The sequence below is a fragment of the Acidobacteriota bacterium genome, assembly GCA_039028635.1.
GTDB lineage: Bacteria > Acidobacteriota > Thermoanaerobaculia > Multivoradales > JBCCEF01 > JBCCEF01.
The window spans coordinates 56450-70569 of the sequence record JBCCHV010000030.1; the positions used below are offsets into that span (position 1 = coordinate 56450).

General features: G+C 65.9%; 14 protein-coding genes. All 14 read right to left on the minus strand.

Annotated elements, in window-relative coordinates:
- Positions 1 to 17: 17 nt before the first annotated feature.
- The 14 genes from AAF604_13560 to lptC all read right to left on the minus strand — a co-directional run bounded on the left by AAF604_13560 (position 18) and on the right by lptC (position 13848).
- Positions 18 to 776 (minus strand): ParA family protein, encoded by a 759-nt coding sequence (locus AAF604_13560; protein MEM7050687.1) that lies wholly within the window; start codon positions 774 to 776, stop codon positions 18 to 20.
- A 133-nt stretch (positions 777 to 909) separates the two neighbouring features.
- The gene (locus tag AAF604_13565) at positions 910 to 1410 is read right to left on the minus strand and encodes a bifunctional nuclease family protein (protein MEM7050688.1); all 501 of its coding nucleotides are present in this window, start codon (positions 1408 to 1410) and stop codon (positions 910 to 912) included.
- A gap of 319 nt (positions 1411 to 1729) precedes the next feature.
- A complete protein-coding gene (gene miaB, locus AAF604_13570) occupies positions 1730 to 3070 on the minus strand; it encodes a tRNA (N6-isopentenyl adenosine(37)-C2)-methylthiotransferase MiaB (GenBank protein ID MEM7050689.1) in 1341 nt (446 codons plus the stop codon).
- 20 nt (positions 3071 to 3090) lie between these two features.
- On the minus strand, positions 3091 to 3912 hold the full coding sequence (locus tag AAF604_13575; GenBank protein ID MEM7050690.1) for a hypothetical protein: 822 nt from the start codon (positions 3910 to 3912) through the stop codon (positions 3091 to 3093).
- Between the two features lie 61 nt (positions 3913 to 3973).
- Entirely contained in the window at positions 3974 to 5734 is a 1761-nt protein-coding gene (gene ptsP, locus AAF604_13580) for a phosphoenolpyruvate--protein phosphotransferase (GenBank protein ID MEM7050691.1), read from the minus strand.
- Between the two features lie 72 nt (positions 5735 to 5806).
- Complete coding sequence (locus AAF604_13585) at positions 5807 to 6076, minus strand: HPr family phosphocarrier protein (GenBank protein MEM7050692.1); 270 nt, start codon at positions 6074 to 6076, stop codon at positions 5807 to 5809.
- Complete coding sequence (locus tag AAF604_13590; GenBank protein ID MEM7050693.1) at positions 6069 to 6515, minus strand: PTS fructose transporter subunit IIA; 447 nt, start codon at positions 6513 to 6515, stop codon at positions 6069 to 6071. Before AAF604_13590 ends, AAF604_13585 begins: the two co-directional genes overlap by 8 nt.
- Before the next feature lie 62 nt (positions 6516 to 6577).
- Positions 6578 to 7483: an RNase adapter RapZ gene (gene rapZ, locus AAF604_13595; protein MEM7050694.1), complete on the minus strand. Its 906-nt coding sequence runs from the start codon at positions 7481 to 7483 to the stop codon at positions 6578 to 6580.
- Entirely contained in the window at positions 7483 to 8448 is a 966-nt protein-coding gene (gene hprK, locus AAF604_13600) for an HPr(Ser) kinase/phosphatase (protein ID MEM7050695.1), read from the minus strand. Before hprK ends, rapZ begins: the two co-directional genes overlap by 1 nt.
- Positions 8445 to 8906 carry a PTS sugar transporter subunit IIA gene (locus AAF604_13605; GenBank protein ID MEM7050696.1) on the minus strand — a complete coding sequence of 154 codons (462 nt, stop codon included), beginning with the start codon at positions 8904 to 8906 and terminating at the stop codon, positions 8445 to 8447. The genes hprK and AAF604_13605 overlap by 4 nt, the downstream gene beginning before the upstream one ends.
- Before the next feature lie 18 nt (positions 8907 to 8924).
- Positions 8925 to 9461 carry a ribosome-associated translation inhibitor RaiA gene (raiA, locus tag AAF604_13610; GenBank protein ID MEM7050697.1) on the minus strand — a complete coding sequence of 179 codons (537 nt, stop codon included), beginning with the start codon at positions 9459 to 9461 and terminating at the stop codon, positions 8925 to 8927.
- Positions 9462 to 9500: 39 nt separating this feature from the next.
- Complete coding sequence (gene rpoN / locus AAF604_13615; GenBank protein MEM7050698.1) at positions 9501 to 11096, minus strand: RNA polymerase factor sigma-54; 1596 nt, start codon at positions 11094 to 11096, stop codon at positions 9501 to 9503.
- A gap of 15 nt (positions 11097 to 11111) precedes the next feature.
- The gene (gene lptB / locus AAF604_13620) at positions 11112 to 11852 is read right to left on the minus strand and encodes an LPS export ABC transporter ATP-binding protein (GenBank protein MEM7050699.1); all 741 of its coding nucleotides are present in this window, start codon (positions 11850 to 11852) and stop codon (positions 11112 to 11114) included.
- Positions 11845 to 13848: an LPS export ABC transporter periplasmic protein LptC gene (gene lptC, locus AAF604_13625; protein MEM7050700.1), complete on the minus strand. Its 2004-nt coding sequence runs from the start codon at positions 13846 to 13848 to the stop codon at positions 11845 to 11847. Before lptC ends, lptB begins: the two co-directional genes overlap by 8 nt.
- Positions 13849 to 14120: the final 272 nt, after the last annotated feature.

A 14120-nucleotide genomic window follows, 5' to 3' on the forward strand; every position in this document is an offset into this window, starting at 1 on the left:
TCTAGCTCCTGGGAGGTTCAGACTCGGCTGACGACTTCTTCGGACAGCCGGTAGTACTCAAAGGCACCGCTCGACCGCGGCGCGAAGGTGAAGATCGACTCGCGGTAGGCCGGGCTCTCCTCGAGGCGAACGCTCTTGGTGATCACCGTGTCGAAGACGCGATCACCGAACACCGCGCTCACCTGCTCGCGGATGTCGCGCGACAGCAGCGTGCGTTTGTCGTAGAGGGTGATCAGCGCGCCGAGAATCTGCAGCTCGGGGTTGGCGCGCACCTTGATCTTGTCGACCGTCTCGAGGAGGTCGTCGGTGCCTTCGAGGGCGAAGTAGCTCGCCTGCACCGGGATCAGCACATGGGTCGCGGCGACCAGGGCGTTGACGGTGATGATGCCGAGGGTCGGTGGCGTGTCGAGGATGATGTAGTCGAAGGCGTCGGTCACCGACTGGAGCTCGTCCTTCAGTCGAAAGTGGCTGTCGAGCTCCCCGATCAGCTTGGCCTCGATCTTGGCGAGGGCGATACCCGACGGCGCGACCGCCAAGGTGGCGAGCTTGTCGACCGGCAAGATGACGTCTCGCAGCGGCACCTGGTCGTCCGTCAAAGCCTCGTAAACGGTGCTCTTGATGGCGTGAACGTCGAGGAACGACATCGTGCTGTTGGCCTGAGGATCGAGATCGACCAACAGAGTTTTGAGGCCTTTTTGGGCCAAGGCCGCCGAGAGATTGATGGCGGTCGTGGTCTTGCCGACACCGCCTTTTTGGTTGGTGATTGCAATGATCATGGATTGGGCGGGAGTGTAAGCGAAGGTCTAGAGGTGGTCAAGATTCGCTGCCAATGTCGGCGCGCCGACATCGGCACGCGGGTGAAATAGTGGATTTCTGCGTCACGGATCGGGATTCGGATCCGTGACCGACCTACATCTTGTACTTGCCGAGCTCTTCGGGATCGAGCTCTTCGAGCCACTTCTTGAGCTTCTCTTCGTCGCTGTGTGGGGTCAGGAGGTCGAGCGCTTCGGCCTTCTCCAGAACCGACCGCAGCACGAAGATCGGGGCCTCGGCGCGCAGCGCCAGCGCGATGGCGTCGCTCGGCCGCGAATCGATTTCGGAGAGCTCCCCCGTCTGGCGGACGTGGATGCGGGCGAAGAAGGTGTTTTCCTGCAGATCCGAGATGACGATCTTCTCGATCTCGACGCCGACATGCTGGAAGACGTTCTTCAACAGATCATGGGTCATGGGCCTGGGAGGCGCGTTCTTCTCGATCTGCTGAGCGATGGCGTTGGCTTCGAAGAGGCCGATGCAGATGGGCAGAAAGATCTGGCTGCTCTCGTCCCGCAAGACCACGATCGGGCTGTTCGACGAAGGGTCGAGGATCAACCCTCGGATCTCCATCTTCAGCTCTTCGGAGGACAGGCTCATCGTGTTTCTATTGTGGGCCTCGCTCGAGGCCGCGTCAAGGAGGGAATCAGGCGGAGCCGGTGCCGACGCGACGGGTTCGGAGCAGTGACTCAACTCCCTCAAAGGCAGGATTGTCGGCGCGCCGACATCCCGCCCTTGGTTGGGGACGCGAGCACAAGACCGCCGAGCTGAAGGGCATGATCTCGGCCGTGAAGCCGAAGCTGGTGAGAGCTTCGGGACGCTCCAGGCATTTGGCCGGGGCCCATCCCTGGCGATTGTCGGCGCGCCGACAATCGGATGAAAGCGGATCTAGAGGGCGATCGAGCCCTTCGTGGCGCCCTCAGGCGACGGCGCGGGTCTTGCCGATCAGGCTATGGGGAAAGGCCGAGCGCACGGTGACGGGAATGATCGATCCGAGCGGCGCTACATGGCCGCTGGTATCGAAGTGGATCACCCGGTGGCAGGTGGTTCGCCCGGTTTGGAATCCAGGCTCTTTCCCCCAGCCGGTGACCAGCACGTCGACAGTCCTGCCGATCATCTCCTCGTTGAGCTGGCGCTGGATCTTGGCCTGGACGTCGAACAGGCGCTGCAGGCGCTCGGAGGCGACGTCCGGGTCGACATGGTTCTTGAGCCTTGGGGCCGCCGTGTAGGGGCGTACCGAGTACTTGAAGGCGTAGATCGAGGCGAACAGCACCTCGCGCACCAAATCGAGAGTGGCCTCGAAATCTTCCTCGCTTTCGCCCGGGAAGCCGACGATCAGATCGGTCGAGAGCGCCAGGTCCGGCCGCGCCTGGCGAAGCTGCGCGACCAGGTCGCGATAGGCCTCGACCTGGTAGCCGCGGCCCATCAGCTTGAGGACCGAGTTCGAGCCCGACTGCACCGGCAGGTGCAGGTAATTGCAGATGTTGGGATGGCGCTCGAACTGCTCCACCATGCGCGGCGTGAAATCGCGCGGATAGGAGGTCACGAAGCGCAGACGCTGCAGACCTGGAATGCGTGCCACCTCGTCGAGCAGGTCGGCGAAGTCGGCGCCCGGTCGGCTGCCGTGCTCGGGCTCCCGCCAATGGTTGACGGTCTGGCCAAGGAGCTCGACCTCGACGAAGCCGTAGTCGAGGAGATGGCGCACTTCGGACAGGATCTCGTCCATCGTCCGGCTACGCTCGGGGCCACGGGTCGAGGGGACGATGCAGAAGGTGCATTTCTTGTTGCAGCCCTCGATGATCGTCACCATTCCCTTGTATTCGCCGGTACGCGTGATGCTGTCGAACTCGTAGGCTCGCTCCTCCGGAAAGCCGGTGGCGACGACGCGCTCGCCGGCGCGCCGGCGGTCGATGATGGTGGCGAGCTCGCCGACCCGCGCCGGTCCGAGGACGAAGTCGAGCTCCGGAACCTTGCTCAGGGCGCGCTTCCCCACCTGCTGGGCGACGCAGCCGCAGAGGCCGATCAGCATGTCCTCCCGGTCCTGCTTGAACTTGCGGTAGGAGCCGAGGCGCGAAAAGACCTTCTGCTCGGCCTTCTCGCGCACGCTGCAGGAGTTGAGCAGGATGATGTCCGCCTCCGCGGCGTCGCGGGTCGGCAAGATGCCCTGCTGCATCAACTGCCCAGACATGCGCTGGGTGTCGAGCTCGTTCATCTGGCAGCCCCAGGTCTCGATAAAAAAGCGTCGCGGCGTATGACTCATCAATCGGTCCTCGGGTTCGTTCAGCCCGGCGGTTGGTTGTAGATCGGCGGCGGAATCGGCTGTTGAGCCTCGGGCTCGCGGTCCTCCGGCGAATCGTCGACTTCCGGCTCGAGCTCGATCCCGTCGCGCAGCCAGCCCGGGAGGGCGCCGGCCTGGCGGCCGGCTTCGAGGGTCTCGGCGAGGTCTTCTCGGAAGCGCTCGCTATCGACGCGGGCGGCGCGCAGGTCGTCGATGGCGCGATCCCACTGCGGTTTGATGCGCTCGTCGCGCAGGAAGGGATCGTCGGCGGCATAGAACTGCCAGCGTAGATCGGCCACCTCGTCCTCGAGCTCCTTGGCCCGCTCCACCGCCTCCGCCCAGTTGAGTCGTAGACGCCGGACCGTCGATCGCCAGTAGGCCTCGTCACCGCCAGTGCTCGAATCGTCGCCGTCGGCGCCTGCGGCGGCGGCGTTTGCCGGCTCCGGAGCGAAGGTCACCTGGCCCTTGGCCGCGAACTCGGCGAGATTCTCGTTGGTGATCGTCGCGATCGGCTCCTTCTCGGAACGCCGGCGTTGCTCTCGCGCCCGGCGCGCCGCCTCGACCAGGGTCAGTGGTGCGCGCTGGGTCTCGGCCGGTCGGCCGAGCTGGACGAGGGTCGGATCGTCGTCCTCCGCGGCAGAAGTCCCTGGCGGTTCCGGAGTCGCCTCCTCCACGGTTTCGGCTGGCAACGCCGCCGAGGTCGGCGGCGCGGCTTCGGCCGCGATCGGGGGTGGCTCGGTGCTCGGTTGGGGCACGGAGGAACAGGCCGCCACGGACAAGGCGACCAGCAGACACGGCAACGACAGCGGTTCCCAGCGCTTCATGGGGCGGAAGACTATCGCAACCGGCGCCCGGCCCTCGACCCGGTCGCCGGGACGGCATCGGTCAGTCGGCCGTCGCCACCACCGGCTCCGCCAGAAAGCTCTCGAGGCGTGCTTCGACCTCGGTACCGCTCGGCAGCTCTAGGCACTCCTCGGCGAGGGCCTCGAGCTCGTCGAGGCGGCGCTCTCGGATCAAGGTCTTGATGGTGGGGATGACCCGCGAGCTCATCGAGAGACGACGCAGACCGAGACCGACGAGCAGCGGAGCGTAGCGCTGGTCGCTCGCCATCTCGCCGCACAGGCTGAGCTCGATATCGGCCTTCTGGGCCGCCTCCACCACCATCCGCAGCATGCGCAGAATCGCCGGGTGCAGCGGCTGGTAGAGGTCGGCGACGTGCTCGTTGTTGCGGTCGACGGCGAGCGAATACTGGATCAGGTCGTTGGTTCCGATGGCGAAGAAGTCGACTTCGCGGGCCAGGATGTCGGCGGTGAGGGCGGCAGAGGGCACCTCGATCATGGCACCCAGCTTGTAAGGCTGGAGATCGCACAGGCCCTCGGCGGCGAGCTCCGAGCGAACCTCGTTGGCATACTCCCGGAAGCGACGAATCTCCTGCACCGACGAGACCATCGGCAGCAGCACCCAGAGATTCGCCTCGCGAGCGGCCCTGAAAAGGGCCCGAAGCTGGGTGCGGAAAATCTCCGGCCGCCCCAACGTGAGGCGCAGGCCGCGCAGGCCGAGGACGGGATTTTCCTCGTCGATCTGGGTCATCTCGCGGGCCAGCTTGCGGCCCCCGAGATCGTAGGTCCGGATGATCGCCGGGTGGGGAGCCACGGTGCGCGCGATGCGCTCGTAGGTCGCGACGTGCTCCTCCTCCGTCGGCATCTCCGGGCTCTTCTCGATGTAGAGAAACTCGGAGCGATAAAGGCCGACGCCGTCGGCGCCGTATTGGGTCAGGTCGTCGAGCTCTTCCGGTAGATCGATGTTCGCCATCAACTGAATGGCGTGGCCATCGCGGGTCACTGCCTTGAGATCGCGGGTGCCGAGGAGCTCGCGATCGCGGCGTTCGGCCTCGGCGCGGCGCTCGCGATAGTGGGTCAAGGCTGCGGCCGTGGGGTGAAGGACGACGGTGCCTTCGTCGCCGTCCACCACCAGCGGGTCGCGGTCCGTGATCCGCTCGGTGATGCCGCGCAGACCGGCCACCAGCGGGATGTTGAGGGAGCGCGCGATGATGGTGGTGTGCGAGGTCCGACTGCCGGTCTCGATGACGAAGGCGACCACCTGCTCGCGGCCGAGACGCACGGCGTCGGCCGGCGTCAGGTCGTCGGCCACCACCACGACGTCCCCCTCGATCTCCGACAGCTCGTGATGGGACACTCCGTGGAGTGTCTTGATCAGGTGCCGACCGACATCCCGAATGTCCTGGCTGCGTTCTTTCAGGTACTCGTCCTCGATCTCCCGAAAGCGCTCTTCGAGGGCCCCGGCGACCTTGTAGACCGCCCACTCGGCATTGATGTGCTCGTGGCGGATCTCTTTGCTGATTCGACCGGTGAAAGAGTCGTCTCGCAGCATCAAGAGGTGGGCATCGAAGATCGCCGCCATCTCCTCGCCAAGGTCGCCATCGGCCTTCGCCTGGATGCGCTGGGTCTCCTGTTCGGTGAGGCGAACCGCCTCTTCGAAACGCTCGATCTCGGCGTCGACAGCGTGGGGCTCGAGAGGGAACCGGTAGACCTCGGCAATGCGATTGGTGATCGAGACGGCGCGGCCGATGGCGACACCGCCGGAGACACCCTTGCCGACGAGGGTTTGCATGGCGATTTGATTCACGACCTCGATTCTCCGTGACTCTCGCTCAAGTGTTTTATTATCAATGACTTGACGTTCAATCGTTCAGGGCTTTCACGCTTCTTCGTCGAAGCGATTGGCGATCAGCTCGGTCAGGGCCAGCATGGCGTCGCCCTCGTCCCTGCCCTCGATGCGCAAGGTGATGTGCGTTCCCTGGGCGGCGGCGAGAAGGAGGATGCCGAGAATGCTTTTGGCGTCGACCTCCTCGCCGTCCTTGAGCAGGAAAATGCGACTCTCGAAGGCGCTCGCCCGGTGCACCAGCTTGGCCGCCGCCCGGGCGTGAAGGCCGAGGCGATTGACGATCTCGACCTGGCGTTCAATCACCGCAGGGCTCGTCGGCGGGCGGAGATTCGCCATTGGCCTTGGTCAACCGATCGCCCGCCACGCAGATGCTCTGCTTGCCCTTCTCCGCCAGCCAGTGGGCGGCGTCGGCCAGGTTGTCGGTGCGCAGGTTGCCGAGACAGGCGAGACGCATCACCATCGGCAGATTGACTCCCGAGACCACCTCGACACGGCCGGGATCGTAGAACCCCATGGCGACATTGCAAGGGGTGGTTCCGAAAGCATCGGTCAGGATCAGCACTCCACTGCCGCAGTCGAGATCATGGATCGCCTTGCGGACGCGATCGCGGGCGGCGTCCGGCGATGACGACCACTTCAGGCTGATGGCGTCGAACTGCGCCACCGGGCCGTTGATCTTCTGGGCGGAGGCGAGAAATTCGTCCGCCAGGCCGCCGTGAGTGAGTATCAGGGTTCCGATCATGACTTGGGGATCCTCTCAGACCTCGACGCTCTCCGGAAATCCCAACGTTGGAGGGCGCCTTGTTACGCCTTGTTCGCGCCCTTTCCGTGGCGCTCCAGGTCGCGATGGGAGACTCGCGTTTCCCAACCGGCGGCGTCGAGGCGGCGGGCCAGCTCTTCGGCCACTGCCACCGAGCGATGACGCCCGCCGGTGCAGCCGACGGCCACCGTCAGATAGCTGCGCCGCTCATGGCGGTAACGCGGCAGGAGAAACAGCAGGAGGTCCGTCAGCCGCTCTCCCACCTGGTGAAAATCTTCTTGAGCGTCGAGGAATTCCTTCACCGGTGCTTCGAGACCGGTGCGCTCGCGCAGTCCGGGGACGAAATAGGGGTTCGGCAAGAAGCGAACATCGAACAGCAGGTCGGTACCGTAGGGAATGCCGTGCTTGAAGCCGAAGCTCTCCAGGGACACCAGCATCGCCACGTCGGACTCGTCCGACGGTGAGAAGTCCGAGCCGACCTGCCGGCGGGCGTCGTGGACCGACCATTCGGTGCTGTCGAACACCCGGTCGGCCAGGCCACGCAACTCCGCCATCAGCTCGCGCTCGCGCTCGATGCCGGCAATCACCGAGCGGTCCGGGGCCAGAGGGTGGGGGCGGCGGGTTTCCGAGAACCGCCGCACCAGAATCTCGTCCGAGGCCTCGAGAAACAACAGGGTCACTTCGATCTCGCGCCGGTCGAGGTCCTGCACCAGGGCCGGGAACTCCTCGGCGAAGCCCGGGGCCCGGACGTCGGCGACCACGGCGATGTGGCGATAGCCCTGGACCAGCTCGAGGGGACGGGCGATGAACTGCCGCAGCAGCGGCAGCGGCAGGTTGTCGACGGTGTAGTAGCCCATGTCCTCGAAGGCCTTGGCCACCGAACTCTTGCCCGAACCCGAGAGACCGGTGATGAGAACCAGCTTGGCGCGATTGTCGGATCGATCGGTCATCATTGCCTCGGGGACGAGCCGCGTCGGTTGCGTTCGATCTCGGCGTTGAGCTTGCGGTTGAACTCGCGCGCCGAATGGTGGCCCTGCAGCTTGAGGACGTGGTTGCGGGCGGCGATCTCGACCAGGATGGAAACGTTGCGTCCCAGGGCCACCGGCATCAGCAGGTAAGGCACCGGGGTGTCGAGAATCGGATAGAGGGTCTCGTCGAGGCCGTGGCGATCGTAGGCCTTGCCCTCCTGCCAGTGCTCGAGCTCGATCACCAGATCGATGGTCTTGCGCTCGCGCACCGCCGCCAGGCCGAAGAGATCTTGAACGTTGATGATCCCCATGCCGCGCAGCTCCATGTGGTGGCGCAGCGGTCCGTCGCTCGACCCTACGAGGTCACCATTGGGAAAGCGCTGGATCACCACCCGGTCATCGGCCACCAGGCTGTTCCCGCGGGAGATCAGGTCGAGCGCCGATTCGCTCTTCCCCACCCCGGAGTCACCGATCAGAAGGACCCCCAGCCCGAGCACTTCGAGCAGGACGCCGTGGACCTGGGTCGAGGGTGCCAGGCGCTCGTCGAGAAACCAGCTGATCTCTTTGATCACCACCGACGACAGGGCCGAGGAGCTCAGCACCGGCAGCTCCCGTTGGCGGCAGAGCTCGAGGAAGCCCGGCAAAGGGGCGATGCCCTTGGTGATCACGAAGACCGGGATCTCGAGGCGGGTGATGTGATCGAGGCGCTGCTGCAGGGTTTCGGTGTCGAGGGTTTGGAGATAGGCGGTTTCGCTGGCGCCGATGATCTGGACTCGCCCCGGCTTGATGTACTCGTAGTAGCCGGCGAAGGCCAGACCCGGCTTCTGCACCCGCGGGTGGGTAATGGCGTTGTTGAGGTGGTGATCGCCGGCCAGGACCTCGAGAGCGAGGTCGACCAGATTGGGCCCGAGGAGCTCGTCGACGGCGACACTGGTGATGCCGTTCACGAGTCGATCTCCTGGGTCGCGAGGAGAGCGAACAGGGCGGCCGAGTCGTCGGCGGCGGCGAGGCGCTCGTAGCTGCCGCCGCTGCGCACCCACTTCGAGATCGCCGCCAGGGCCTGGAGGTGCAAGACCGGCTCGCGCTCCGGCGAAGCGAGCAGAAAGAGAACCTTGACGGCCTCGCCATCGGGTGCACCGAACTCGACTCCCGCGGGCACCAGGGCCACCGCCAGGAGCGGCTGGCGGAGGCCCTTGAGCTTGCAGTGGGGAACCGCCACTCCCTGACCGAGGGCGGTCGAGCCGAGCTCTTCGCGCTCGAGAATGCGCTGGAACAGGATGTCCCCCTGGTCGATGGCGCCGCTGGCGGCGATGCGGCCGGTGAGCTCGCGCAGGACCTCGTCCCGCTGCGCACCCTGGAGGTCGTGGAAGATCAGCCCGGGGCTGAGCAGTGAAGCAAGATCCATGAGGGGGACGCCGTCGGCTCAGAACTCGGGCGCAATGAGCCCGTAGTTGCCGTCCTTTCTCTTGTAGATCACCTGCACCTGCTCGGAGTCCAGCTCACGGAACACCAGAAAGTCGTTCTTGCCGCTGTCGAGCTGCAAGACCGCTTCTTCGACCCCCATCGGCTTGATCACCAGATTGGTCGAGCGAATCACCCGCGGGCGATTGTCCTCCTGCACTTCCACGACGTCCAGGGGCCAGGACCCGGGTGGCGGCGCCGGACCGCGCTTGCGGCGGTCCTTGAGGCGGCTCAGGCCCCGGCGGGCCTGCTTCTCCACCTTGTCGGCGGCCATCTGAATGGCCTCTTTCATGTCGTCGGTGGCCTCCGTCGCCTGCAGCACCCCGAGGCGGTGGGCGACGTGGATTTCGGCGAGCTTGCGGCGCTTCTCCACCCCGAGGGTGACCTTCACGTCGACCGGCTCCTGGAGGAATTTGTCGAGCTTCTCGAGCTTCTTGGCGGCGAACTGGCGAACCCCGTCATCGACCGTCATGTGGCGACCCACAAATTCGATGTTCATCGGCTCCTTTCGCGTCTCGGCCCGCCTTTGCGGGCCCGGCTAGAAGATCTTCTTACGCTCCGTCGAGGAAGGGATCGAAAGCTCGTCGCGGTACTTGGCGACGGTGCGCCGGGCGATCTGGATGCCCTCGCGGTTGAGCACCCGCATCAGCTCGCTGTCGGAGAGCGGACGCTTCGGGTCCTCACCCTGGATCATCTGCTCGATCTTGCGCTTGACCGTCAGCGAGGAGATGTTGTCGCCATACTCGCGGTCGATCCCGCTGTGGAAGAAGAACTTCATGGGAAACACGCCGCGCGGCGTGTGGATGTACTTGTTCGAGACGACCCGGCTGACCGTCGACTCGTGCATGCCGATGTCCTCGGCGACATCGCGCAGCACCATCGGGCGCAGGTGGTCGATGCCGTGATCGAGGAACTCGCGCTGTTGGTGCACGATCGAGTTGGCCACTTTGTAGATCGTCCGCTGGCGCTGGTCCAGGCTTTTGATCAGCCAGATGGCGGAGCGCATCTTCTCCTTGATGAACTGCTGCGCCTCGCTCTGGCTGGCGTCGTTGCGCATGCGCTGCAGCATACGCCGATAGGCGCGGCTCACCCGCAAGCGCGGCAAGCCGTCGTCGTTGAGCTGGATGACGTACTCCTGGCCCACCCGGTAGACGTGGACGTCGGGCTCGATGTAGTGGGCGCGATCGCTGCTGAAGCGGCGACCGGGGCGCGTCTCCAGGGTCTTGATCTTTTCGACCGCCGGCCGCAGCGCCTCGAGCTCGACGCCGAGGGTCTTGGCGATGGCCGGGAACTGGCGCCGCAAGAAGAGGTCCCAGTGGTCGCGGATCAGCCGGATGGCGAGGGCGACCTCCGGCGGCAGGTCGAGGTCGTCGTCATCCTCTTCCGCCGCACTCTCCGGCAGGGCTTCGGCCGCTTCGTCGGGATCGGCCTCGGCCGGCGCCGCAAGGCTCGCCTCGGCCGTCGGGCCGCGGCCCTCTTCGGCGGCGTCGTCGACCTCCGCCAAGAGCTGGTGCAGCAGGCTCTCCTGGAGGTCGCGGCAGGCGACGCCGGAAGGCTCGAAGCTGCGCACCAGCTCGAGGGCGCGCAGCACTTCTTCCTCCGGATAGGGCTCCTCGAGCTCGCCGGAGACATCGAGGCCGGCATCGCAGAGCTCTTCGAGGCTGGCGACGAGAAAGCCGTCGGGGTTGAGATTGCCGATGATGGTCTCGGCGATCTCCCGCAGGCGCGGCGCGGTGTCGGTCATGTGGAGCTGCCACAGCAGGTGATCGTAGAGGTCCGGCTCCTGGGTGAGGTTGTTCTCCATCCGGTAGTCCTCTCGATGCTCGTGCATCGAGGGATAGCCGGAGCTCTCCCAGTACTCCCCGAAGTAGGCGTCGAGGTCGATGTTCTCGATCGAGTCGTCGAGACCGTTGTCTTCCGGTTCCTTGTCGCCGGATTCGGGATCGTTGCGATCGTTGACGTCTTCCGGCGCCTCGCTGGTCTCCTCGAGGACGGGATTCTCCACCAGCTCCTGAGTGACCAGCGTCTCGAGCTCCATGCGGGTCATCTGCAGCAGCTTGATCGCCTGCTGCAGCGATGGCGTCATCACCAGCTTTTGAGCCAGCTTGAGGGACAGCTTTTGCTCGAGCGCCATGGAACTCTTCTCTACCTAGAGCTGGAATTGCTCACCCAGGTAGATCTTGCGCACCTGGGGGTCGCGGGATAGGTCGTCGGGAGCTCCGGATCGCAGGATTCCACCATTGTTGATGATATAAGCGCGGTCGGTTATTTTCAATGTTTCCCGCACGTTATGGTCGGTGATCAGGATTCCGATGCCCATCGTTTTGAGGTGCCGGATGATGCCCTGGATGTCGAGCACGGCGATCGGATCGATGCCCGCGAAAGGCTCGTCGAGAAGGATGTGCCAGGGGTTGATGACCAGCGCTCGGGCGATCTCGACGCGCCGTCGCTCACCCCCCGACAGGGCGTACCCCGGACTCTTGCGAACCTTCGCCAGGCCGAACTCCTGAATCAGCTGGTCGATGCGCCGCTCCTGCTCTCCGTGGGAAAGGTCGAGGGTCTCGAAGATGCAGCGCAGATTGTCCTCGACGGACATCTTGCGGAAGATCGAGGGCTCCTGGGGCAAATAGCTGATGCCGCGCTGCGCCCGCAGGTACATCGGTAGCGCCGTGATGTCCTCGTCGCCGAGGAAGACGGTGCCGGCGTCCGGGGGCGTCAGCCCGACGACCATGTAGAAGGTGGTCGTCTTGCCGGCACCATTGGGACCGAGGAGACCGACGATCTCACCCGGACCGACCTCGATGGAGACGTCCTCCACCACGGCGCGGGCGCGGTAGACCTTGCGCAGGCTCTCGGTGCGCAGCACTCGCCTTGGCCGATCGCTAGTCATTCCCCTGCTCTCCCTCGGGCTCTTCGTCCGCGGCCTCGTCACCGGTACCCAAGACCCGCCCTCTTCCGCCGTCGAGCTCGTAGAGCACGCGGCGACCCTGGAGCTCGGCACCGTCGCTCTTGACCATCTTGGCCGGCGCGCCGCGCAGATCGATGGTGCGCGCCGCGAGGTCATAGAGGGCTTGGTCGCCCTCGGCGCGGTTGCCGCTCGCCGGATCGGTCAGGCGCACCGTGTCGTAACAGGCCATGGTGCGAGCGCGGCCATCGTCGTCGAGCTCCACCTCGAGGCGCTTGCCGCTGAGCTTGCGGCCGCCTTGCTGACTGTGGACTCCCCCGCGGTAAAGCAGGACTCCCTGGCCCTGGCGATACTCCATCTCCTGGGCGATCACCTCGACCGGCTGCCGACCCTGAGTGGGATCGATCCAGAGGGTTTTGACATTGCCGCGGGCGCTCAGCACATCGCCTTCATCGGTGACGTCGGCGCGGATCTCGTCGCCCACCAGCAGGCTGCTGCCGCGCCAGGCGCGGGCGCCGCCGCGAAACAGCGCGGCGCGCGGCTGATCGCGGAAGAAGGCGGTCTCGGCCTCGACCCGGATCGGTCCCTCCCCCTCGCCCAGGGGGGTCCCGTCGAAGCCGAGCTCGTCGCCATCCTGCAGCAGGGCGGAAACTCCTTGATCGGCGCGCAGCAGCCCCGACTTACGCTCCAGGACGACGTGCGGCGAGGTCAGCTCGCCGCGTTCCGAGGTCACCTCGACGGGGGTACCGAAGAGCTCCGCCTCGCCGGTTTCCCCACTGCCTTCGAAGGTCAGGCGGTCGCCGATGGCGTGGTGAGTGCCGTCCTCGAGCTCGACGTCGGGTCCGGACTCCAGGTTCGAGAGCTCGCCCTGGCCGTCGAACACCGCCCGCAGGCGATCTCCGATCACCCGCCGGAGCACGGCATCCGGGGCGTCGACCCGCGACTCCACCAGGGTCGGACGGCCGAAAGCCTCCATGTAGCGGCCGCCGACGCCCTCGAGGCGGGTCACGATGTAGCTCGCATCGAGGGTCTGGAGCACGCCGGTGGCGCTCTGGGTGGTGACCACCGTGCGCTGATCCGGGGCGCCTTCGAACTCGACGCTGCGGGGCTCGGTGCCGTTTTCCTTCATCAACATCGAAACGCTGCGGGCGGTGAAGCGCAGAGCCGAGGGCTGGTCGGGGCTCGCCTGGGGCGCCGCGTAGCGGCCGGAAACCTCCCAGCGGGCGCGGACGAAGGTGACCCGGCGCTCGTCGTCCGACAGGAACATGTTGAGGCGCCGGCCGCGAACCACGTTGCCTCCCTGGCGCAGCTCGACGTTGCCGGTGGCCCGGATCTGCTTGCGCGGCCGTTCCATGAAGACGTTGTCGGCGGTGAGGGTCATGGCGGCTGCGGGCAAGGTGGAGGTGACGCGCACGTTGCCGGCCAGGGTGAGGAGGTCCTCCGGGAAGAGGATGCGCAGTCGATCCCCTTGGCCGTCGTAGGCGCCGGCGTAGGCGAAGGCGACCGGGCTGGTGCTCTCGGCGAGGCGACCGCGATTCTTGAGCAGGAGGCCGCGACAGGTCAGCTCCATGCCCTGGGGGCCGGACAGGCGGACGTTGCCGGAGAGACGGGCATCGCGGGTGCCGTGATCGAAGCTCGCCTCGTCGGCGACCACATGGTAGGCGGTCTGATCGTCGTCATAGAGAGTCAGCCGGACCTGATCGAGTAGCACCTGGTTGCCCTGGCGGATGCGCACCGACGCTCCCTCGATGCGAAACACCTTGAGATTCTTCTCGGTCTGGGTGAACTCGAAGCCCTCGCCCAGCAGGGTGATGTCGCCGGGTGGAATCTCGGACCGCGGCACGTCCTCGGCGACCTTGCGCTCGTCGCCGGCTTGCCCCGCCACCAACAGCCAGACCAGGCCGGCGAAGCCGACCAGGAGCAGCAGGAGGAGGAGTCGGCGGAGCCCGGCGAGGGGCGGCTGTCGCGGACGCTGGGCCATGGCGGACGTATTCTATGGTCTCGGGAGCGGAATTCTCGGGCCGTTGGCACGGAATCTGATTGCAGAGCCCTTTCGCCCCGACCGGCGAGGTGGCGCCAGGGTCACCAATCCCCCGCCGGCGGCCGTCACAGCGGCCGCGCGTCGACCAGCCGCAGAACCGGCTGACGACGATAGCGATCCTGCTCCAGGAAAGCCAATACTTCGAAGCTGCCGTCGAGATCGGCCCGTCGGGGAGCCCATTGCCAGCCGAGGAGGTTGACCCGGTGGCCGTC

Bases quoted from the DNA above. Each gene is read 5' to 3' on its own strand.
- lptC (MEM7050700.1), bottom strand. From the start codon at position 13,848: ATGGCCCAGCGTCCGCGACAGCCGCCCCTCGCCGGGCTCCGCCGACTC.
- rapZ (MEM7050694.1), bottom strand. From the start codon at position 7,483: ATGACCGATCGATCCGACAATCGCGCCAAGCTGGTTCTCATCACCGGT.
- raiA (MEM7050697.1), bottom strand. From the start codon at position 9,461: ATGAACATCGAATTTGTGGGTCGCCACATGACGGTCGATGACGGGGTT.
- lptB (MEM7050699.1), bottom strand. From the start codon at position 11,852: ATGACTAGCGATCGGCCAAGGCGAGTGCTGCGCACCGAGAGCCTGCGC.
- AAF604_13565 (MEM7050688.1), bottom strand. From the start codon at position 1,410: ATGAGCCTGTCCTCCGAAGAGCTGAAGATGGAGATCCGAGGGTTGATC.
- rpoN (MEM7050698.1), bottom strand. From the start codon at position 11,096: ATGGCGCTCGAGCAAAAGCTGTCCCTCAAGCTGGCTCAAAAGCTGGTG.
- AAF604_13590 (MEM7050693.1), bottom strand. From the start codon at position 6,515: ATGATCGGAACCCTGATACTCACTCACGGCGGCCTGGCGGACGAATTT.
- miaB (MEM7050689.1), bottom strand. From the start codon at position 3,070: ATGAGTCATACGCCGCGACGCTTTTTTATCGAGACCTGGGGCTGCCAG.
- AAF604_13560 (MEM7050687.1), bottom strand. From the start codon at position 776: ATGATCATTGCAATCACCAACCAAAAAGGCGGTGTCGGCAAGACCACG.
- AAF604_13605 (MEM7050696.1), bottom strand. From the start codon at position 8,906: ATGGATCTTGCTTCACTGCTCAGCCCCGGGCTGATCTTCCACGACCTC.
- AAF604_13575 (MEM7050690.1), bottom strand. From the start codon at position 3,912: ATGAAGCGCTGGGAACCGCTGTCGTTGCCGTGTCTGCTGGTCGCCTTG.